Origin of the sequence: Streptomyces sp. NBC_00259 (assembly GCF_036181745.1) — a bacterium.
GTDB classification, from domain to species: Bacteria; Actinomycetota; Actinomycetes; order Streptomycetales; family Streptomycetaceae; genus Streptomyces; species Streptomyces pratisoli.
The window spans coordinates 5,094,854-5,115,135 of the sequence record NZ_CP108080.1; the positions used below are offsets into that span (position 1 = coordinate 5,094,854).

Genomic DNA, 20,282 nt, shown 5'->3' on the forward strand with positions numbered 1-20,282 from the left:
TCCGCCGTTCGCCACGAGGACGCCGGCCGGGGACGGCGGGGCGGTTCCCGCCGGTCCTTCCGCGACCGGGCTAGGCGACCCCGAGCGACCTCTTCAGGAACTCCACCTGGAGCAGCAGGTGGTTCTCCGCGACCTGTTCCTGGGGCGTCATATGTGTCACGCCCGTGAGGGGCAGCAGCTCATGGGGGCGGCCCGCCGCGAGCAGTGCCGATGAGAGCCGAAGGCTGTGTGCCACCACCACATTGTCGTCGGCCATGCCGTGGACGATCATCAACGGCCTGACGGGCTCTGCCGGATCGGTCAGTCCGTCCTCCGTGACCAGGGAGTTCGCCGCGTAGACCTCGGGCTGCTCCTCGGGGCTGCCGAGATAGCGCTCGGTGTAGTGGGTGTCGTACAGCCGCCAGTCGGTGACCGGGGCGCCCGCGACGGCCGCGTGGAACACATCGGGCCGGCGGAGCACCGCGAGCGCGGCCAGATAGCCGCCGTACGACCAGCCGCGGATGCCCACCCGGCCGAGATCCAGCGGGAACCGGCCGGCCAGCGCGTGCAGCGCCTCGATCTGGTCGTCGAGGGTGACCGGCAGATCATCCTTGATCGCCTTCTCCCAGCCGGGGGAGCGGCCGGGAGAGCCGCGCCCGTCCGCGACGAGCACCGCGAAACCCTGGTCGGCGAGCCACTGGGAGGTGAGATGCGGATGGTGCGCGGCGACCACGCGCTGTCCGTGCGGTCCCGCATAGGGATCCAGCAGCACGGGAAGCGGACCGTCCGACTCCTGAAAGTCGGACGGGAGCAGCACGGCGCACGGGATCCGCCGTGCGCCCCCTTCGACGAGCTGTACGCGGGCGGTGATCACCGGTTCCTCCGCATACGAGGCGATGGTGGCGAGCGGCTTCCCCTCCCGCAGCACCTGAACCGCCGTGCCGCTCACCACGCCCGGCCGCGCGGACGCGAGCACCGTCACCGCCCCCGAGCGCACCGCGGAATGCACCCCCGCACCCTCGGAGACCCGCTCGACCCCCAGCTCGTTCACCCGGTACACATGGATCTCGCCGATCTCCGGCTCGGCCGCGTCCTCGCCGGCCGACGCCGAGACCAGAACGTCCGACCCGCCGATGTCCAGCACCGCCCGCACGTGCAACTGCGGCCCCGTGAGCGGCCGGTCGCCCACGGCCAGCACCCGCGCCCCGCCCTCGTCGGCGATCCGCACCAGCCGCCCGTCCGGGGCCCACGCGGGCACCCCGTCCAGCAGCTCGATCCAGGCCGGGTCCTCGTCGACATGCACCGTGCGCGTGGCACCGCTCTCCGTGTCCACGGCGAGATGAAGCACCGTGCGCTGGTCCCGCGTCTGGACGAGCAGCAGCGGGGCCCCGGCCGTCGACCAGTGCACCCGGGCCAGATACGGGTACCGCTCCCGGTCCCAGACGACCTCGGTGCGCGCCCCGTCCAGCCCCACCAGCAGGAGCCGCACCTCCGCGTTCGCCGACCCGGCCGCCGGATACCCGATCCGCGCCGGCTCCCGGTCCGGATGCGCCGGGTCCGCGATCCACCAGCGCCGTACGGCAGCCCCGTCCACCCGCGCCACCAGCAGCCGGTCCGAGTCGGGGGACCACCAGAAACCGCGCGATCGCCCCATCTCCTCGGCCGCGATGAACTCCGCCATGCCGTACGTCGTGTGCTCGTCCTCCGGCTCGGCCAGCGCCCGGTCGCCCTCGCCGTCCGCACCGGTCACCCGCAGCGCGCCGCCCGCCGCATACGCGACGAGACGCCCGTCAGGCGACGGCCGCGGATCGATCACCGGCCCGGCGGCGGGCAGTTCACGCGCCGTCCCGGCCCGCAGCTCCGCCGTGAACAGCCGTCCGGACAGCGCGAAGGCCGCCAACTCCGCCTCGCGGTCCACGGCGTACCCGACGATGCCCCCGGATCCCTCACGGCTGCGCTCGCGCCGCGCCCGCTCCTGCGCCGACAACTCCTCGGCCGCGCCGCCGAGCAGCGCCTCCGGATCGGCGGCCAGCCGCTCGCGCACCTCCCCCTCCAGGTCGAGTACCCAGAGCCGGTGCGATCGTTCCGTCCCCGAAGGGGACCTCAGGAACACCACCCGGGAACCGTCCGGGGACACCGTGAACGCGCGCGGTGCGCCCAGAGTGAAGCGCTGCGTCCTGGCGTACTGGCGAGGGAAGGAGGGCTGCTGCTTCAACGTCATGCGACCGAACCTAGCCGAGTGGGCCGGACCTTTTCCCTGCCTCGGACCCGCTGGGCGGAGGGTGTGCGCCCCCATGTGCTGCCGTGCACCGATCGATGCGGCGGAACGGATAGTTATGATCCGTAGCGCTAGGTGGGTAGGAACCTTCCGGCACATGCTGCTGCCCGTTCCCGACCGAATATTCTGTGGAGGTGAACCGCCGTGGCACTCTCGATTTCGGCGGTGGTGCTGCTGGCGATCGTCGTCTTCCTGCTGGTCAGGAAATCCGGCTTGAAGGCCGGACATGCGGCGGTTTGCATGCTCCTCGGGTTCTATCTCGCCAGCTCCTCCATCGCACCCACGATCAGCCAGCTGACCACGAACGTGGCGGGCATGATCGGCGGCCTCAAGTTCTAGTCCGGGCCTCGTAGGCTGGGAGCCATGACGGATCTCCCAGCCCGTCGTCTGCTCCTGGTGCACGCGCACCCCGACGACGAGTCGATCAACAACGGCGCCACCATGGCCCGGTACGCCGCGGAGGGTGCCAGGGTCACCCTGGTCACCTGCACGCTCGGCGAGGAGGGCGAGGTCATCCCGCCCGAGCTCGCGCACCTGGCCCCCGACAAGGAGGACGGCCTCGGCGCGCACCGGATCGGCGAACTGGCCGCCGCGATGAAGGAACTGGGTGTCGCCGACCACCGCTTCCTCGGTGGCCCGGGACGCTTCCGCGACTCCGGGATGATGGGCGTTCCCCAGAACCGCCGGCCGGGCGCGTTCTGGAACACGCCCGTGGACGAGGCCGCCCCGTATCTCGTCGAGGTGATCCGCAGCGTCCGGCCGCAGGTGCTGATCACCTATGACCCGCATGGGGGTTATGGGCATCCCGACCACATCCAGGCGCACCGCGTCGCCATGCGCGCGGCCGACCTCGCCGCCGAGCCCGCCTTCCGGCGCGATCTCGGCTCGCCGCACACCATCGCCAAGATCTACTGGAACCGGGTGCCGCGCTCGGTCGCCGAAGCGGGCTTCGCCCGGCTGCGCGCCGCGAACGTCGAGTTCCCCGGCGTCGCGCACATCGACGACATTCCCGGCGTAGTGGACGACGCGGAGATCACCGCCGAGATCGACGGCGCCGCGTACACCGCGCACAAGGCCGCGGCGATGCGCGCACACGCCACGCAGATCGCGGTCGACGGGCCGTTCTTCGCGCTCTCCAACGATCTCGGCCAGCCGCTGTTCACCACCGAGTACTACCAGTTGGTGCGCGGACTCCCCGGCGTGCCGGCCGGCCGGCGCGAGCACGACCTGTTCGCAGGTACGGTCCACGGTACGGGCGGCACGGACGGTCCGGCCGGTACGACGACGCAGGAGGCAGTGTGATGAGCCAGTCCGGAGCCTTGACAGCGAGGCCGTCGAAGCCGGGACGCATCGCCGCGTACGTCGGATTCGCCGTCCTCGGCCTGGTCGTCGGAGCCGCGGGATCGCTCGTCCAAGCCGCCTGGTTCCCGGCCGGGTTGCTGCTCGCGCTGCTCGGTGCGGCCGGACTCTTCTACGGTGGACTGCGCACGACCGGCACCCAGCTGGGCGTCGTCGCCCCCGCCGCGGGCTGGATCGTCTCGGTGCTGCTCCTCAGCGCGGGACGGCCGGAAGGCGACGGCGTCTTCGCCGGCGGCCTCGGTGAGATCGTCTTCCTGCTCGGGGGAACGGTGCTGGCTGTGATGTGCGCCACGATTTCGCGATTGCCGCAACCCGGCGCGCCCTCAGCCTGACTTGATAAGTGACGTGTCCCATCTGAGGCCGAATTGCCCACGCCCGCAGGGTCGGCCGCGGAACGTCGCTTCCCGCAGTCGCCGGATAGAAATCGGCGACGGCCAGTATGGTGGTGCGCGCCGCCGAGCCGCCCGCAGCAACAGGAACCAGTAGGAACGGGCGGCGGAGCCAACCGGGAGAACCTGCTTTGAGCCGTGAAACTGACAGTTCGTCCTCCGGCCCCCAGGGGCGTGGCGGAGCTGCGTACCCTTCGGGGACACCGCCGTACGGATCACGCCAGTATCCGTCGCTGCACCCCACGCAGGACGCTCCGGAGGAGAGAACAGAGCCTGCGTCCACGCGACAGCCTGACGAACCCAGGACCGAGACGACGCTGACGACCCGGATCCGGATCAACATCCCGGGTTCGCGTCCGATTCCGCCCGTCGTCATGCGGACGCCTATGAGCGACCTGGACAAGAAGAACGCCGCGGCGGCGCGTGAAAGCGCGGCGGAGCGCACGGGCAGTACGCCGCGCCCGCCCGCGCCCGCGCAGCCCACCGCCGCCACCACGGACGCCGGGCGCGACGCGGGTCAGGCCGAGGCGGCGGAGAAGCCGGCCGAGGAGAAGACCAGCGACTGGTTCGCCCCCCGCAAGGCGCCCGCACCGGCACCGACGCCTCCGCCGGCTTCCGTTCCGGCCCAGGCGACGGGTTCCGGCCCGCGGCCCAACCCGGGGCCGAACGCGAATCCGGCGTCGCGTCCCGAGGACACGGGCGCGCACAGGATGCCCGGTGCGTCCGGAGCGCGGCCCCGGAGCGGTCTCGACGACCTCGCGTCGAACGCCGACGCTGCCGGCCGTGGCGCGCCCACGCCCGGGCTCAGGCCGCCGGGTGCCGCTCCCTCGGGTCCCACGACGGGACCGGCCACCGGCAGCTCGCCGTTCGCCCAAGGCGGTCCGGCCGGTGGTGTTCCCGGTGGTGGCGTTCCCGGCGGTGGGGTGCCGCGGATGAGCGACGACACCGCCGTACTCACCCCGCAGAAGCCCGCGCCCGAACACGGTGCCGGCGGCCCGGGCGTTCCTCCTGGTCCGGGTGGCGGTGTTCCCGGTGGCAATGTCTCCGGCGACACGCTGACCAGCGGCATCCCGGTGGTTCCGCCGGAGCACCGCTCGCCGTTCGTGCCCGGCGGCCCCGACGGCATGCCGTCGCCGTGGCCCTCCGATCCCAGCGGTCCTGGGCCGGGCGGTCCGGGTGGCCCTGGCGGTCCCGGTGCCGACTTCTCGGCCATGGACTTCCCCGGCCCGGCCACCTCGGCGCGCACCACGCCCGGCCCTTCGCCGGTGCCGTCCTCGCCTGCCGCCTCGTCGTCCAGGCCCGCGAAGAAGGGCCGCTCGAAGCTGGTGCTCGTCGGCGCCGGCGCGTTCGGTGTCCTCGGCGTCGCGTACTGCGCCGGACTGCTGCTGAACCACTCCGACGTGCCCAAGGGCACCACGGTCCTCGGCGTCGACATCGGCGGCGGCACGAAGGAACAGGCCGTCTCCAAGCTGGAAGGGGCCCTCGGCAAGCGCGCCGCCTCCCCGCTCCAGCTCACCGTCGGCGGCACGAAGGCGCAGCTCCCTCCGGACAAGGCGGGCCTCTCCCTGGACAGCCAGGCGACGGTCCGCGCCGCGGCCGGCAGTGACTACAACCCGGTCTCGGTCATCGGTTCGCTCTTCGGCGGCGAGCGCGTCGCCCAGCCGGTGATCCCGGTCGACGAGGAGAAGCTCGTCGTCGCCCTGACCGACCTGGCGGGCACTTCCGGTTCGGCGACCGAGGGCACGATCACGTTCGAGCCGGGCAAGGCGGTCGCCGTACCGGGCAAGTCGGGCCAGGCGCTGGACGTCCAGAAGTCGATGATCTCGGTGAAGGACGCCTACCGTGCCCAGGTCGAGACGGGCCGCGCCAACAACGTCGAACTGCCCGTCGCCACGCGCGAACCCACGATCACCCAGGCCGAGCTGCAGCGGGCGATGAAGGAGTTCGCCGAGCCCGCCATGTCCGACCTGATCACGATCAGGGCGGGCGGCAAGGAGATCCAGTTCGGGCCGTCGAAGTCCCTGCCGAAGATCCTCTCGATGAAGGCGGTCGAAGGGAAACTGGTCGAGGTCTACAACAAGCAGGCCATCACCGAGCTCCTGGACGGCACCTTCGACGGCATCACGATCACCAAGGGCGATGGCAAGGAGCACCCGCTGAGCGCGGACGACGTCGCCTTCGTCATGCGCGACGCCCTTCGCGGCAAGACCCCTGCGGAGCGAACCCGCACGATCGAGCTCAACCCTCAGGGCTGACACCCGCTCCAGGCACCGACCGCACCACGCGCGATGCCCCCGCGCCGGACTTCCGGAGCGGGGGCATCGTGCTGCCTTCAGGGCCACGATCAGAGGGACCGGCGCGGCGACGCCCTCCCCCGGCGCGCGAGCGCGTCGTGCGCGCTTCCCGGGCCCCTCACGCGCTTCCCGGGCCCCTCAGTTGAGCATCGCCCGCGCCGCGTGCGCCTTCCGTCTGATCGCCGCCGCCGTGGCCGGTTCCACCGCCGAGACGACGTCGGCGTACGCGTCCATCTCCGCCGCCCCGGAGAGGAAGTCGCCCCGCTGGACGAGGAGCTGGGCGCGGTCGAAGCGGAGACGGGCGGGATGAGCGGGGAGGAGGAGCGCCAGGTCGATGGCCCACAGGGCGACCGCCGTGTGTTCCGGGCGGGCCGCGGACCAGGCGCGGATGTTGTTGAGGATGCGCAGGACGATCTCCAGCGGGTTCGCCGGGACCAGCATCGAGGGGTCGAGCGGGGCGCCCGTCGCGCCCGCGACGAGGAGTTCCGCGTCGGGCCCGGTCAGCAGCCGGCCGCCCGCGAAGGGGTCGGCCAGCACCGGGTTCTCGGGGTCGCCGAACCCGACGACGAAATGGCCGGGGAGGGCGACGCCGTACACCGGGGCGCCGGCACGGCGGGCGACCTCCATCCAGACGACGGACAGGAGGATGGGCAGGCCGCGCCGCCGCCTCAGCACCTCGTGGAGCAGGGAGGACTCCAGCCGTTGGTAGCAGCCGGGGGTGCCGTGGAAACCGCAGCGGTCGCCGAGCAGCGAGGCCATCGCGGCCACCCAGTTGTGGGGTCCTGCCATCCCGTACGGCAGCATGCCCGCCAGCCGGTCCAGCTCGATCTGCGCGGCGTCGAGTCCCGCCTCGCCCAGCCCCGGGTCCGCCTCCGCGCCCACCAGAAGGCACAGCGTCGCGAGGTCGGGCCGCTCGGAGCGGGCCTCCTCGGCGAAGCGGCGCCGCCAGTGCGTGGCCTCGGGGTGTGGCGGGTGCATATGCGTCTCGTACCCGCTCAGGAAGATCGGGAGTATCGGAAATGGTGGTAGAGGTGATGGACCGCGAAACCCATCCCGTCGTACAGCGCCACGGCCCCGCCGTTGTCCGTCTCGACCTGCAGCCAGGCCGCCGAGGCCCCCTCGTCCAGCGCCCGCCGGGCGAGCGCCGCCATCACGGCCGTGGCCAGTCCTTGTCTGCGGTAGGCAGGGTCCACCTCCACCGCCATGAACCCGGCCCAGCGTCCGTCGACCACACAGCGGCCGATCGCCGCGGGAACGTCCGACTCGCCCGGCACGGTGGCGAACCATACCGAAGGGCCGCTGGACAGGACCTTGAGCACATGTGGGCCCGGCACAGTGGACCGCTGGTAACGCCGGAGCCAGGACTCGTCGACCGACCGGCCCAGCCGCACCCGCTCCACATCCGCGTCCAGGTCGCCGAGAGCCGCGAGCCCGCCGACGCGCAGCTCCGCCGTCACCTCGCGCTCCCAGCCGTGCTCCTCCAGCTCGGCGCAGAGCGCCTCCTGGGTGCCCTCCGCCCCGGTCGCGGTCTGGACATAGGCCGGCAGACCACGGTCCGCGTACCAGGACCGGACCCGTATCAGCGCCTCGTCCAGCGGTATCCCCGGATCCCCGAGCGTCAGCACCGAGTTCGCGCGGCGCGTGAAGCCGGACGCCGCCCGCAGCACCCAGTCACCGAGCGGAGCGCTCTCCACCGGCTGCCAGGACCGGGCCGAGACCCGGGCCAGCTCCTCGAAGGAGGCTGCCGGAAGGCCTCGCCTACGGGCCGGGGCGGTGGGGACGACCTTGCCCGCGACCAGCGACGATTCCGGAATGCGGACGGTCTCCCCGGTCCTGCGTGTGATCAGCAGCACACCCTCGTCCCATGATGTGAGAACCCCGACCGCGTCGGTGAACTTCCCCGCTTCTGACCCCGTCTCGGCGCGCCGCCGCACGGAGACACGTTTTCCCACGTCAGAGGGGGTGATGCGGACCTCCAGTCGTCCGCCTGCAGTGAATTCCACAGCTCAGTCCTCCCCTCCTGTTCGGATCATCCCCAGGAACGGAGATACTAGGTGCGGGCATCGACGACGCCGCGCTCCCGCGCAGCCCCGCGGCGAGCCGCAGACCGGACGCCGCGCCCTACCGAGGAGGAACGACAGCGTGACCTACGTCATCGCGCAGCCTTGTGTCGACGTCAAGGACAAGGCGTGCATCGAGGAGTGCCCCGTCGACTGCATCTACGAGGGCTCACGGTCCTTGTACATCCACCCGGACGAATGCGTCGACTGTGGTGCTTGTGAGCCGGTCTGCCCGGTCGAGGCGATCTTCTACGAGGACGACACTCCCGAGGAGTGGAAGGACTACTACAAGGCGAACGTCGAGTTCTTCGACGAGCTCGGTTCGCCCGGTGGCGCCTCCAAGCTGGGCCTGATCGAGCGGGACCACCCCTTCATCGCCGCACTGCCGCCGCAGAACGGCTGATAGCGCGACTCGGTCCCGTACGGTGCGTCCGCCGTACGGGGCCGTGGCGTTTGTGCCGGTCCGCCCGGCAGGCGACGCCGCAGCGCGCCGCCGTACGAACGAGAGAGTGAGCACCGTGTCCGCCGTATCGTCCCGTCTCCCCGTCTTCCCCTGGGACAAGCTGGAGCCGTACAAAGCGACCGCCGCGGCCCACCCGGACGGCATCGTCGACCTGTCCGTCGGCACGCCCGTCGACCCGGTCCCGGCCCTGATCCAGCAGGCGCTCGTCGCGGCCGCGGACTCGCCGGGCTATCCGACGGTGTGGGGGACGGCCGCGCTGCGGGACGCGCTGGTGTCGTGGTGCGAGCGCCGGCTCGGCGCGGTGTCGTTCGCCCACACCAATGTGCTGCCGGTGATGGGGTCCAAGGAACTGGTGGCCTGGCTGCCGACCCAGCTCGGCCTGGGGGCCGGTGACAAGGTCGCCTACCCCCGGCTGGCCTATCCGACGTACGAGGTCGGCGCGCGGCTCTGCGGAGCGACGCCGGTCGTCTACGACGACCCGGTCACCGACCTCGACCCCGCCGGGCTGAAGCTGCTCTGGCTGAACTCGCCGTCCAACCCCACCGGCCGGGTCCTCGGCAAGGACGAGCTGATCCGGATCGTCTCCTGGGCGCGCGAGCACGGTGTGCTGGTCTTCAGCGACGAGTGCTACCTGGAGCTGGGCTGGGAGGCCGAGCCGGTCTCCGTGCTGCACCCGGACGTCTGCGGCGGTACGTACGACGGTCTGGTCTCCGTCCACTCGCTGTCCAAGCGCTCCAACCTGGCGGGATACCGGGCCGCCTTCATCGCGGGCGACGCGGCCGTGCTCGGCGAGCTGCTGCAGGTCCGCAAGCACGGCGGGATGATGACGCCCGCCCCGGTGCAGGCGGCCACGGTCGCGGCGCTCGGCGACGACGCGCACGTCACGGAGCAGCGGGCCCGGTACGCGGCCCGGCGCGACGCGCTGCGCGAGGCACTGCTGAAGCACGGCTTCCGGATCGAGCACAGTGAGGCGAGCCTCTATCTGTGGGCGACCCGCGACGAGCCGTGCTGGGGCACGGTCGGGCACCTGGCGGAGCTGGGCATCCTGGTGGCGCCGGGCGACTTCTACGGAGAGGCGGGGGAGCGGTTCGTGCGCGTCGCCTTCACGGCGACCGACGAGCGGGTCGAGGCGGCGGTCAAGCGTCTCGGCTGAGGCCGTACGGACGCGAACCGCACGGAGGCCGCGACCGTACGGACGCCACAGCCGCGCCGGAGACGAGCCGTAGGCAAGCGGAGACCGTACGGAAGGGGCCCTCGGGAGTTCGTGCTCCCGAGGGCCCCTTCCGTGTGCCGTGGACCGGCGGATCAGGCGAGCAGATCCTGCACCGGGAGAGTGCCCGTGGGCAGATCGCCGGTGGGCAGTCCGCCGGTGGGAAGTTCCCCGGCGGGCAGCAGGGCGCCCGCGTCCGGGATGCCGCCGCCGGTCAGCCCCTCGGCCGCGGGCAGGCCGTGGGCGGCCGTGGTGGTCATGGTCCCACCCAGGAGGCCGGCGGCGTCCGCCGCGGCCTCCCCCGTCGTCTCCTGCGCGGTGGGCAGGCCCGTCCTGGCCACGCCGCCCAGGGTCGTGGCGGCGGCAGGGAACGCCGTGCCGACCACCTTGCCACCGGCCTCGTTCGCCGTGCCGACGACCTCGCGCGCGGCTCCGTCTACGGCGGAGCCGGCCACGTCGCCGTCGAGCTGGGTCAGGCCGCCGTTGCCCAGGTCCTGGGTGGGGAGGTCCACGGCGTTCGCGGAGCCGGCCGCACCGACCACGGGAGCTGCGCCGGCTGCGACGAGCAGCGCGACACGGGCGATCCGACGGGTCAGGGGGAGGGACATGATGCTCCTTCGACGAGATTGCGTTGGGTGGTGACTGTGGTGAATGTCCGGTGTCCGGACGCAGTGACAACCCCTTGTGGGCCCGGGAAGGTTGCGGTGGGGCAAGGTAAAGAGTTTGCAATGCATCGCATAATCGGCTGTGGACAAAAACGGGCGAACAATATGCGTGCGGACAGCCTGCCGAACCGTCACTTCCCTTGTGGGGCAACGGAATTGGGGACCCGTCTCGAATCGGCTCGAACAAGCCGGGGAAACATCGCCATGACGCGCGCGGCATAACTCGGGAGAGTGGCCGCTCGGACGATTGCGCGAGGAGGATTTCGCTAACGCGCGATGCGGATGCGGACCGTCCCGCCGGCCGATTCGGATTCGGATTCGGATTCGGCCGAGCGCCAGCCCTCGTCGGCCTCGTCCGCGCTCCAGACCCTGCCGCCGAACGAGACCTCCGAGATGCGCAGTTCCTCCGCCTTGGCCACCGCCCAGTGGGCCAGCTCCCAGCCGCGACGGTCGGCGCCGCCGGTGCCCGCCGCCCTCGTCGCGTTCACCGGAATCATCAGTTCGGCCGACTGCGGAGCCCCGGCCCGGCCCTTGCCGCCGATCGCGGGGAGGATCTCAGGACCGAAGGAGCGCACCAGTTCGGAGCGGACCTTCGCCGGGTCGCCGGTCTTGGTGGAGGGCGCCGCCGTGCAGGTCAGGGAGGCGGACGAGCGGCCGGTCAGCGCCGCGGAGAGGAGCGAGGCGTCCGGCTCGTGCTTCGCGTACGCCTGCGGGAAACCGCTGCGCTGGACGCGCTGCGCCGCCTCCGTCAGCGGCAGCCGCGAATAGCCCGGCACCTTGGCCAGATGGTCGTAGAACGCCCCGGCGGAGAAGACCGGGTCGAGGATCTGCTGCGCGCTGCCCCAGCCCTGGGAGGGACGCTGCTGGAAGAGCCCGAGCGAGTCCCGGTCGCCGTGGCGGATGTTGCGCAGCGCCGACTCCTGCAGCGCCGTCGCCAGCGCGATGGTGACCGCGCGCTCCGGCATGCCACGGGTCGTGCCCACCGCGGAGATCGTGGCGGCGTTGGCGGCCATCTCCGGACTGAGTTCGTACGACGTACCCGCACCGGGGCCGTCGCCTTCAGCGGTGTGCACCCGGCAGCGCGGCGCGCCGCCGCCGCTCTCGTACTGCACGACCACGTACGCGACCAGCGCCAGCAGCACGGCGAGCGCAGCCGCGTTACGGAGGGAGCGGCCGCGCCGGACGGGGGAGGCGGTCTTGGTCACGCCGCCCACCGTACTGGAGCCCCCGGGCGGCCGGGCCGGGCACCTCGGACCACGGCCCGCAGGGGTGTCCGTACGGGACGCTAGGGTCGGAGCCATGCCCGAAACCGCGCTTGATCTCACCCTTGACGGCCCGGCCCTCACCGCACGCCTCATCGACTTCCCGTCGGTCAGCGGTGACGAGAAGCCCCTCGCCGACGCGATCGAGGACGCGCTGCGCGCCCTGCCCCACCTCACCGTCGACCGGCACGGCAACAACGTCGTCGCCAGGACGAACCTGGGGCGCGCCGAGCGGGTCGTCCTGGCCGGTCACATCGACACCGTGCCGATCGCGGACAACGTCCCCTCCCGGCTGGACGAGAACGGCATCCTGTGGGGCTGTGGCACCTCGGACATGAAGTCGGGCGTCGCCGTCCAGCTCCGGATCGCCGCGACCGTTCCCGAGCCCAACCGCGACCTCACCTTCGTGTTCTACGACAACGAGGAGGTCGCCGCCCACCTCAACGGTCTCGGGCATGTGGCCGAGGCCCATCCCGACTGGCTCACGGGCGATTTCGCCGTCCTCCTGGAGCCCTCGGACGCTCAGGTGGAAGGCGGCTGCCAGGGCACGCTACGGGTGCATCTGCGCACGACCGGGGAACGCGCACACTCCGCGCGCAGCTGGATGGGATCCAACGCCATTCACGCCGCCGGCCCGATCCTGGCCCGGCTCGCCACGTACGAGCCGCGGCGCCCGGTGATCGACGGACTCCGGTACCACGAGGGCCTCAACGCCGTCGGGATCGAGGGCGGTGTCGCCACCAACGTCATCCCCGACGAGTGCACCGTGGTGATCAACTACCGCTACGCACCGGACCGCACCATGGCGGAGGCGGAGGCCCATGTCCGCGAGTACTTCGCGGACTGCGGGGTCGCCGAGTTCATCGTGGACGATCACACGGGCGGGGCGCTGCCCGGGCTGTCGCACCCGGCGGCCGCGGCCTTCATGGAGGCCGTCGGCGGATCGGCACAGCCCAAGTTCGGCTGGACCGACGTCTCGCGGTTCAGCGCGCTGGGCGTTCCCGCGGTCAATTACGGCCCCGGCGACCCGCTCTTCGCCCACAAGCGGGACGAGCACGTGGCCATCGACAGGATCACCCACTGCGAGGAGCGGCTCCGCGACTGGCTCACCACGTGAGGCCACGCATCCGGACCTCCGCGTGCCCGACCTCCGGAATTTCGCTCTTGTCCACCTGCTTCGACCTACCCTGACCTGGAACGAGCACCGCAGCGGAGGGAGCAGGTCATGGGCAACCCCGACGAAGCACGGCGGCCGGAGGAACAGCGGCTGGGTCCGGTGCTGCGCCGCAGAGAGCAGATCCAGCCCGGCACCACGGACCAGCGCCTGCTGGACACCGAAGGCGACTCCGAATGGGTGCACACCGATCCCTGGCGGGTCATGCGCATCCAGTCGGAGTTCGTCGAGGGCTTCGGCGCACTCGCCGAACTGCCCAGTGCCATCAGCGTCTTCGGCTCCGCGCGGACCGCGCCCGGCACATCCGAGTACGAGGCGGGAATCCGTATCGGCAGGGCCCTCGTCGAGGCCGGCTTCGCCGTGATCACCGGGGGCGGGCCGGGGGCGATGGAGGCCGCCAACAGGGGCGCACGGGACGCCAAGGGCATCTCCGTCGGGCTCGGGATCGAGCTGCCCTTCGAGCAGGGGCTCAACCCGCACGTCGACATCGGCGTGAACTTCCGGTACTTCTTCGTCCGCAAGACGATGTTCGTCAAGTACGCGCAGGGCTTCGTCGTCATGCCCGGCGGGTTCGGCACCCTGGACGAGCTCTTCGAGGCCCTCACCCTCGTCCAGACCCGCAAGGTGACCCGCTTCCCGATCGTGCTCTTCGGCTCGGCGTACTGGTCCGGCCTGGTCGACTGGCTGCGCGACACCGTGGTCGCCCAGGGCAAGGCGTCCGAGCGTGACCTGCTGCTCTTCCACGTCACGGACGACGTCGACGAGGCGGTCGCCCTGGTCACGAAGGAGACCGGGCCGCCCGCGCCGGTCGCCTACGAGGGCTTCGAGGCCTGAGGCCCCGGCCCGGCCCCGGACCTCGGCCCGGGGCCGGGACCCAGGACCGATGCCGGCGGTGGGGGCGGGGTCAGGCCAGTCCCCGGCGGGCGACCGCCGGGGGCCGGTGCCCGGCGATCGACGCCACCATGTCCAGCACCTGGCGGGTCTCCGCGACCTCGTGCACCCGGTAGACCTGGGCACCGAGCCACGCCGACACCGCGGTCGTCGCGAGGGTGCCGATCACCCGCTCCTTCACCGGGCGGTCGAGCGTCTCGCCCACGAAGTCCTTGTTCGACAGCGACACCAGCACCGGCCAGCCCGTGTCCACCATCTCGCCGAGCCGCCGGGTCGCCTCCAGCGAGTGCCGGGTGCTCTTCCCGAAGTCATGGCCGGGGTCGATGAGGATCCCGTCCCTGCGCACGCCGAGCTCCGCCGCCCGCTCCGCCAGTCCGGTCGTCACCCGCAGGATGTCCGCCATCACGTCGTCGTACGCGATCCGGTGCGGCCGCGTCCTCGGCTCCGCCCCGCCGGCGTGCGTACAGACGAGGCCCACGCCATAGCGTGCCGCCACCTCGGCCAGCTTCGGGTCGACCCCGCCCCAGGCGTCGTTGAGCAGATCGGCGCCCGCCTCGCAGACCGCCGCGCCCACGTCGTGCCGCCAGGTGTCCACGCTGATCACCACGTCCGGGAAGCGCCTGCGCACCTCGGCGACGAATCCGACCGTACGACGCGCCTCCTCCTCGGCCGTCACCTCCTCACCGGGACCGGCCTTCACGCCACCGATGTCGATGATGGCGGCCCCCTCTGACACCGCCTGCTCGACACGGGCGAGAGCCGGCTCGTCACGGAACGTGGCGCCCTGGTCGTAGAAGGAGTCCGGGGTCCGGTTCACGATCGCCATGATCACCGGCTCGTGCGCGCCGAATTCGCGTCGCCCCAGCCGCAGAGTCCCGTCGTGCATCCCCTGCATCCGCTGTTTCCTCCTCGCGATCGGTCGCCTGCGACCTTAACTGTCGGTGGCGCATGGCACGATCGGCAGCGGACGGTTTCCTGCTCCGGGGAGAGGCGCGCGCTGTGTTCTGGTTCTTGCTGATCGCGATGGTCGTGGTGATCGCCGCGGTCACGCTCGCGGTGGTCGGTGGCGGAGAGACCGCGGTCCTCCCCGAGGTGGCGCCCGAGCGGCTCGTGGACCCGCTGCCGGTGACACGCCCGGTGGGCCGCGCCGATGTCGAGGCGCTGCGCCTGCCCGTGACGGCGCGCGGCTACCGCATGGCGGACGTCGACGAGGTGCTCGGCCGCCTCGGCGCGGAGCTCGCGGAGCGGGACGCGCGGATCGCCGAGCTGGAGTCGATGCTCGCCGGGCGGCAGGCGACGGCGGCCGGCCGGCCGGAGCTGTTCGACAAGCGGCCCGAGGACGAGCCGAAGGAGCGGCCCGGTTTCTTCGACAAGGGGACGGAGCCGGGCGAGGAGCAGGAGCGATGAGCGGCGGTGCCGTGGCGGGGCCTGACGGGCGGCTGCGCTGCCCCTGGGGCCTGTCCACCGAGGACTACGTCACGTACCACGACGAGGAGTGGGGCCGGCCGGTCCACGGGGACGACGCGCTGTTCGAGCGGCTGTCGCTGGAGGCGTTCCAGTCCGGGCTCTCCTGGATCACGATCCTGCGCCGCCGCGAGGGCTTCCGTCAGGCGTTCGCCGACTTCAGGATCGCGTCGGTGGCGGCCTTCACCGACACCGACAAGGAGCGCCTCCTCGGCGACCCCGGCATCATCCGCAACCGCTTGAAGATCGAGGCGACCGTCTCCAACGCCCAGGTGCTCTCCGGCTGGCCGGCGGGCGAACTGGACGCGCTGATCTGGTCGTACGCGCCGGACCCGGCCGGGCGGCGGGCGCCGCGCACGATCGCGGACGTCCCGGCGGTCACGGACGAGTCCACGGCCCTCTCCAAGGACCTCAAGAAGCGCGGACTGCGGTTCGTCGGCCCCACGACGGCCTACGCGCTGATGCAGGCGTGCGGCCTGGTCGACGACCATCTGGCGGGCTGTATGGCCCGCAGGGCGACACCGGCGACCTGACGCCCGCGCCGCCCCACGTCCGCCGCGGGTCACGGCCCGCCGGGGAAGCCGGGCCGGGACCGGAGCGGTGCCCCGGCCGCCCGGCGCGGGCGGTTTGTCGGGCGGGTCCGAGTGGCGGCTTGCACGCCCCGCGTGCGGGCGCCCGCACGCGGTTGGCTTGGTCGGGGGTTCCGAGCCCGTCTGCGGCCGGGCCCGCTGCCCGGCGCCGGCCCAGGCGCCGAACGGCGGGCGGTTTGGTCGGGCGGGGTCCGAGCGCGACCGTGCTCGTCGCCCGCCTGTCTGCCGACTCCGGCGGCCTGACGCCCCGCGCCCGCCGGACGGACCGCGCCCGCCGGGCAGCCCGGGGGCGGTGGCCCGCCCGCCCGGCCGTGCCCGGTCGTGGTCGGCGGGCGCCTAGCGGCCGAGGTACTGCGGCTTCTCCTTGGCGATGAAGGCCCGTACGGCGATCTCGTGGTCCTCCGAGGCGCCGGCCCGGGTCTGGAGCTCGTCCTCCTTGTCGAGCGTCTCGGCCAGCGAGTGACCGGAGCCGTACGCGAGGGACTCCTTGATCGCGGCGTAGGCCAGGGTCGGGCCCTCGGCCAGCGCCCGGGCGACGGCCGCCGCCTCGGCCGCCAGGTCGTCGGCGGGCACGAGCTTGTTCACGAGGCCCAGCTCGTACGCCTCCTGCGCGGTGATCGAGCGCGGGAAGAGCAGCAGATCCGCGGCACGGCTCGGGCCGATCAGCCGCGGCAGCGTCCAGGAGACCCCGGAGTCGGCGGTCAGCGCGACCCCGGCGAAGGACGTCGTGAACTTCGCGGAGTCGGCGACGACGCGGTAGTCCGCGGCCAGGGCGAAGCCCATCCCGGCGCCCGCGGCGACGCCGTTGACCCCCGCCACCACCGGCTTCGGCATCTCGGTGATGGCCCGCACGATGGGGTTGTAGTGCTCGCGCACGGTGTTCATGGTGTGGCTGCTGCCCGACTCCTTGTCGGACATCAGCAGCGAGACGTGCTCCTTGAGGTCCTGGCCCACACAGAAGGCGCGGCCCGTCGCCGTGAGCAGTACCGCCCGTACGCCGGTGTCCGCGGCGGCGGCCAGCAGGGCGTCCCGGAGGGCGACCTTGGCCTCGACGTTCATCGCGTTCATGGCCTCGGGCCGGTTGATCGTGATCGTCGCGAGTCCGTCGCTCACCTCGTACAGCACGGTGTCCGCCATGGCAGGGTCCCCTTCGCACCTCGGGCAGTGATGTCGAGCCCAGCATGGCGGAGATCGAGTAGGCCCGACATACGCACCGGTATGTGACCTGCGTCAAAGAATTCACGCTGTCGGATCGGTGCCTGAGACCGGCGCGAGGGCGAAGTATCGCAGGCGGATCCCCGAAATGAGTGGTTTTGCGAAAGCGCGTTGCGCAAGCGATGCCGACTGATGTTGGTCATCGGGTCCCGCGATGCGGGATAATGGCTGGGAAGCAATGTGTTCGATGCCGGTGACGTGTGCCCACCCAGGGGGCCGTCGGCTGACGATGAGCTGGTTTCAGGAAGGGGAACGAGCATGGCGGCCATGAAGCCGCGGACGGGCGACGGCCCGCTCGAGGTGACCAAGGAGGGGCGGGGCATCGTCATGCGCGTTCCGCTCGAAGGCGGCGGTCGGCTTGTCGTCGAGCTGACTCCGGACGAGGCAGACGCCCTCGGCGACGCCCTCAAGAAGGTCGTCGGCTGACGCGGAAGCGCCCACACCTTTCTGTGCTGCCCCGGCTCGGTATGACGCTGAGCCGGGGCAGTGCCGTGTCCGCGTCGTGCCGGCGGGGCCGAGGAGGCCGTTGTTCGCGGCGGTCAGCCGCGGCGCACCGCGCACAGCAGGCCGTCGCCCACCGGCAGCAGCGACGGCAGCAGCTCCTGGCTCTCCCGCACCGTTCGCAGCAGCTCCCGCACCCGCAGCACCTCGCCGGGCTGGGCCGCCGAATCGACCGTGCGGCCGTCCGCGAAGACGCCCTCGAAGCAGACGAGGCCGCCGGGTCTCAGCAGGCGCAACGATTCAGCTAGGCATTCCAGCGATTCCATGCGGTCGCCGTCGCAGAAGACGAGGTCGTATCCGCCGTCGGCGAGCCGCGGCAGTACGTCCAGGGCGCGGCCGGGGATGAAACGCGCCCGGTTCGCCGCGAAGCCGGCGGCCCGGAACGCCTCCCGGGCGAACTGCTGCCGCTCCGGTTCGGGGTCGACCGTGGTCAGCACGCCGTCCGGCCGCATGCCCTGCAGCAGATAGATCCCGGAGACCCCGGTGCCCGTGCCGATCTCCGCCACCGCCTTGGCGCCCGCCGTCGCGGCCAGCAGCCGCAGCGCGGCACCGGTGCCCGGCGACACCGAGGGCAGCCCTGCCTCCCGGGCCCGCTCACGGGCCCAGCGCAGTGCTTCGTCCTCGGCGACAAAGGCGTCGGCGAACGCCCAGCTCGTCTGCCGGTTGGCGGTAATGACCCTCTCCTGTCCCCGTAGTTGGCGCAACCGTGACTGTATCCGCTGCACCCGGGAACCCGCAGATGGGACCGGGCGTTGTGCAAGAGCAGGGGAAAGGTGTGGACGCGCGCCACCCGTTCCCAAATTCGCGTAAAGATTCTTATCCGGAGCTAACGGGCGAGGTGGCTATGGTAGGGGCTCCACTGGACACCACCAGAGCCGACAGGGGAGGTGCGGCTGCGCCTGTGGATCGGAGAGGGCTGCTGAGGCGCCTTCTCGGGTCGGCGGGTGAGCCGAAATCCGTGACCGACACCGCTGACGCCCGTTCCAGCCAGGCCGACTCCGTGCCCACCGCGACCTTCGCACCGGATGCGGAATCGCAGGCGTGGACCCCTCCCTCCTGGGAGGACATCGTCAGCACGCACAGCGGTCGGGTCTACCGTCTCGCCTACCGTCTGACCGGAAACCAGCACGACGCGGAGGACCTCACCCAAGAGGTCTTCGTCCGTGTCTTCCGCTCCCTGTCGACCTACACGCCGGGGACCTTCGAGGGCTGGCTGCACCGCATCACCACCAACCTGTTCCTGGACATGGTCCGCCGCAAGCAGCGCATCCGCTTCGACGCCCTGGGCGACGACGCGGCCGAGCGGCTGCCCAGCCGTGAGCCGTCCCCGCAGCAGGTCTTCCACGACACCCACTTCGACGCCGACGTCCAGCAGGCACTGGACACCCTCGCGCCCGAGTTCCGCGCCGCCGTGGTGCTCTGCGACATCGAGGGCCTCTCGTACGAGGAGATCGCGGCCACGCTCGGCGTCAAGCTCGGCACCGTCCGGAGCCGGATCCACCGCGGCCGGTCCCATCTGCGCAAGGCCCTGCAGCACCGCTCTCCGGAGGCGCGTGCCGAGCAGCGCGCGCTCGCGGGCGTGGCCGGGGAGGGCGGGACGGCGTGAGCAGCATCAGTCCGACCCCCGCGGAGCAGCATCTGGGGGACCGGCTCGCTGCCCTGGTCGACGGCGAGCTCAAACATGACGTGCGCGATCGCGTCCTCGCGCATCTCGCGACCTGCGCCAAGTGCAAGGCCGAGGCCGACGCACAGCGCCGGCTGAAGAGCGTCTTCGCCACGGCCGCCCCGCCGCCACCCTCCGAGGGTCTGCTCGCACGGCTGCAGGGGCTGCCGGCGGGACCGCCCGGAGGTGATGACGACGGGCGGGGAGGTCCGTTCGGCCGGGGGCGTCCCACCGATGGCGTCTTCGGTATGACCCCGGAGAACTTCGGATACGTACCGGGCGGGCACGGTCTGCCCGACGGCGGTCCCGGTTCGGGGTTCCGCATCCATGACGTGGGGCGCCAGGAGGCGGAGCGCTCCCTGTGGCGCGGACGCAGGTTCGCGTTCGCCGCCGCCAGCGCCGTGTCCTTCGCGGCCATCGCCCTCGGCGGGACGCTGCCGCTCGCCACCACCGGCGACGCCACGGCCCGTGGGGACAACCGCGGCAACAATGTGACACCGCTGCGTGCGCAGACCCCGGCCGGCACGGGTGCGGAGGCGAACCGCCGCCGCGGCGGGGGCACCGGGCTGAGCGGCATGAGCAGCACTCCGGCGGTTGCGGTGGCCCCGCAGACGCTGGCCCAGGCACAGCCGCTGTCCCATCCGTTCGCCGCGCAGCCGCTGCTGGCCGGCGGTTCCTCACCGTCGTTGATACGGCCCACGGGCTCGGCGTTCCAGCTGGCCACGGCCCCCGGCCCGACCGCGTCCGGCACCCCGCTGCCCAGCAGGCTCGCCGCCCCGACCCGGCGCTGATCCACCGCGGTCCTCGCAGGTGGCCGGGCGGGCT

Annotated in this window: 21 protein-coding genes; 13 read left to right on the forward strand and 8 right to left on the reverse strand. The window is 72.1% G+C overall.

Translation table 11 applies throughout. The features are described from left to right. Positions 1-70: 70 nt before the first annotated feature. Positions 71-2,200 carry a S9 family peptidase gene (locus OG766_RS23180; RefSeq protein ID WP_328726118.1) on the reverse strand — a complete coding sequence of 710 codons (2,130 nt, stop codon included), beginning with the start codon at positions 2,198-2,200 and terminating at the stop codon, positions 71-73. Between the two features lie 201 nt (positions 2,201-2,401). Between OG766_RS23180 and OG766_RS23185 the strand changes: the two genes are divergently transcribed. The 4 genes from OG766_RS23185 (at position 2,402) to OG766_RS23200 (ending at position 6,260) form a co-directional block, all read left to right on the forward strand. Then, positions 2,402-2,596: a hypothetical protein gene (locus OG766_RS23185; RefSeq protein WP_266382581.1), complete on the forward strand. Its 195-nt coding sequence runs from the start codon at positions 2,402-2,404 to the stop codon at positions 2,594-2,596. Between the two features lie 24 nt (positions 2,597-2,620). After that, positions 2,621-3,559 (forward strand): N-acetyl-1-D-myo-inositol-2-amino-2-deoxy-alpha-D-glucopyranoside deacetylase, encoded by a 939-nt coding sequence (gene mshB, locus OG766_RS23190; RefSeq protein ID WP_328726119.1) that lies wholly within the window; start codon positions 2,621-2,623, stop codon positions 3,557-3,559. Then, positions 3,559-3,948: a DUF6113 family protein gene (locus tag OG766_RS23195; RefSeq protein WP_328726120.1), complete on the forward strand. Its 390-nt coding sequence runs from the start codon at positions 3,559-3,561 to the stop codon at positions 3,946-3,948. The genes mshB and OG766_RS23195 overlap by 1 nt, the downstream gene beginning before the upstream one ends. 188 nt (positions 3,949-4,136) lie before the next feature. Beyond that, positions 4,137-6,260 (forward strand): hypothetical protein, encoded by a 2,124-nt coding sequence (locus tag OG766_RS23200; RefSeq protein ID WP_443045528.1) that lies wholly within the window; start codon positions 4,137-4,139, stop codon positions 6,258-6,260. A gap of 177 nt (positions 6,261-6,437) precedes the next feature. On the opposite strand, the gene OG766_RS23205 is transcribed toward OG766_RS23200, so the two are convergent. Further along, positions 6,438-7,277, reverse strand: a complete 840-nt coding sequence (locus tag OG766_RS23205; protein ID WP_266382613.1) for a transglutaminase-like domain-containing protein — start codon at positions 7,275-7,277, stop codon at positions 6,438-6,440. Between the two features lie 17 nt (positions 7,278-7,294). After that, positions 7,295-8,302 carry a GNAT family N-acetyltransferase gene (locus tag OG766_RS23210; protein WP_328726122.1) on the reverse strand — a complete coding sequence of 336 codons (1,008 nt, stop codon included), beginning with the start codon at positions 8,300-8,302 and terminating at the stop codon, positions 7,295-7,297. Positions 8,303-8,441: 139 nt separating this feature from the next. On the opposite strand from OG766_RS23210, the gene fdxA reads away from it, so the two are divergent. After that, entirely contained in the window at positions 8,442-8,762 is a 321-nt protein-coding gene (gene fdxA / locus OG766_RS23215) for a ferredoxin (RefSeq protein WP_003985062.1), read from the forward strand. A 115-nt stretch (positions 8,763-8,877) separates the two neighbouring features. Next, on the forward strand, positions 8,878-9,975 hold the full coding sequence (gene dapC / locus OG766_RS23220; RefSeq protein ID WP_328726123.1) for a succinyldiaminopimelate transaminase: 1,098 nt from the start codon (positions 8,878-8,880) through the stop codon (positions 9,973-9,975). 152 nt (positions 9,976-10,127) lie between these two features. On the opposite strand, the gene OG766_RS23225 is transcribed toward dapC, so the two are convergent. Beyond that, positions 10,128-10,640: an ATP-binding protein gene (locus tag OG766_RS23225; RefSeq protein WP_266382621.1), complete on the reverse strand. Its 513-nt coding sequence runs from the start codon at positions 10,638-10,640 to the stop codon at positions 10,128-10,130. Between the two features lie 323 nt (positions 10,641-10,963). Then, positions 10,964-11,902, reverse strand: a complete 939-nt coding sequence (locus OG766_RS23230; protein WP_443045529.1) for a hypothetical protein — start codon at positions 11,900-11,902, stop codon at positions 10,964-10,966. A 94-nt stretch (positions 11,903-11,996) separates the two neighbouring features. Between OG766_RS23230 and dapE the strand changes: the two genes are divergently transcribed. Together dapE and OG766_RS23240 are read left to right on the forward strand one after the other, a co-directional pair. After that, entirely contained in the window at positions 11,997-13,076 is a 1,080-nt protein-coding gene (gene dapE, locus OG766_RS23235; protein ID WP_266382623.1) for a succinyl-diaminopimelate desuccinylase, read from the forward strand. 108 nt (positions 13,077-13,184) lie between these two features. Beyond that, the gene (locus OG766_RS23240; RefSeq protein ID WP_266382626.1) at positions 13,185-13,967 is read left to right on the forward strand and encodes a TIGR00730 family Rossman fold protein; all 783 of its coding nucleotides are present in this window, start codon (positions 13,185-13,187) and stop codon (positions 13,965-13,967) included. Between the two features lie 70 nt (positions 13,968-14,037). Here the strand turns inward: OG766_RS23240 and folP are convergent, their stop codons facing one another. Further along, positions 14,038-14,910 (reverse strand): dihydropteroate synthase, encoded by an 873-nt coding sequence (folP, locus tag OG766_RS23245; RefSeq protein ID WP_266384413.1) that lies wholly within the window; start codon positions 14,908-14,910, stop codon positions 14,038-14,040. Between the two features lie 62 nt (positions 14,911-14,972). On the opposite strand from folP, the gene OG766_RS23250 reads away from it, so the two are divergent. Both OG766_RS23250 and OG766_RS23255 read left to right on the forward strand, forming a co-directional pair. Further along, the gene (locus OG766_RS23250; RefSeq protein ID WP_266382629.1) at positions 14,973-15,431 is read left to right on the forward strand and encodes a hypothetical protein; all 459 of its coding nucleotides are present in this window, start codon (positions 14,973-14,975) and stop codon (positions 15,429-15,431) included. Continuing rightward, the gene (locus OG766_RS23255) at positions 15,428-16,021 is read left to right on the forward strand and encodes a DNA-3-methyladenine glycosylase I (protein WP_266382631.1); all 594 of its coding nucleotides are present in this window, start codon (positions 15,428-15,430) and stop codon (positions 16,019-16,021) included. The genes OG766_RS23250 and OG766_RS23255 overlap by 4 nt, the downstream gene beginning before the upstream one ends. 393 nt (positions 16,022-16,414) lie before the next feature. On the opposite strand, the gene OG766_RS23260 is transcribed toward OG766_RS23255, so the two are convergent. Then, positions 16,415-17,215, reverse strand: coding sequence for an enoyl-CoA hydratase/isomerase family protein (locus tag OG766_RS23260; RefSeq protein WP_266382634.1), 801 nt, complete (start codon positions 17,213-17,215; stop codon positions 16,415-16,417). Between the two features lie 336 nt (positions 17,216-17,551). Between OG766_RS23260 and OG766_RS23265 the strand changes: the two genes are divergently transcribed. Then, positions 17,552-17,719 carry a DUF3117 domain-containing protein gene (locus OG766_RS23265; RefSeq protein WP_003966491.1) on the forward strand — a complete coding sequence of 56 codons (168 nt, stop codon included), beginning with the start codon at positions 17,552-17,554 and terminating at the stop codon, positions 17,717-17,719. A gap of 113 nt (positions 17,720-17,832) precedes the next feature. Here the strand turns inward: OG766_RS23265 and OG766_RS23270 are convergent, their stop codons facing one another. Then, positions 17,833-18,498, reverse strand: coding sequence for an O-methyltransferase (locus OG766_RS23270; protein ID WP_266382635.1), 666 nt, complete (start codon positions 18,496-18,498; stop codon positions 17,833-17,835). A 212-nt stretch (positions 18,499-18,710) separates the two neighbouring features. Between OG766_RS23270 and sigE the strand changes: the two genes are divergently transcribed. Together sigE and OG766_RS23280 are read left to right on the forward strand one after the other, a co-directional pair. Continuing rightward, positions 18,711-19,400 (forward strand): RNA polymerase sigma factor SigE, encoded by a 690-nt coding sequence (gene sigE, locus OG766_RS23275; RefSeq protein ID WP_385479595.1) that lies wholly within the window; start codon positions 18,711-18,713, stop codon positions 19,398-19,400. Continuing rightward, positions 19,397-20,248, forward strand: a complete 852-nt coding sequence (locus OG766_RS23280; RefSeq protein WP_328726124.1) for an anti-sigma factor family protein — start codon at positions 19,397-19,399, stop codon at positions 20,246-20,248. The genes sigE and OG766_RS23280 overlap by 4 nt, the downstream gene beginning before the upstream one ends. The last annotated feature ends 34 nt before the right edge of the window (positions 20,249-20,282 follow it).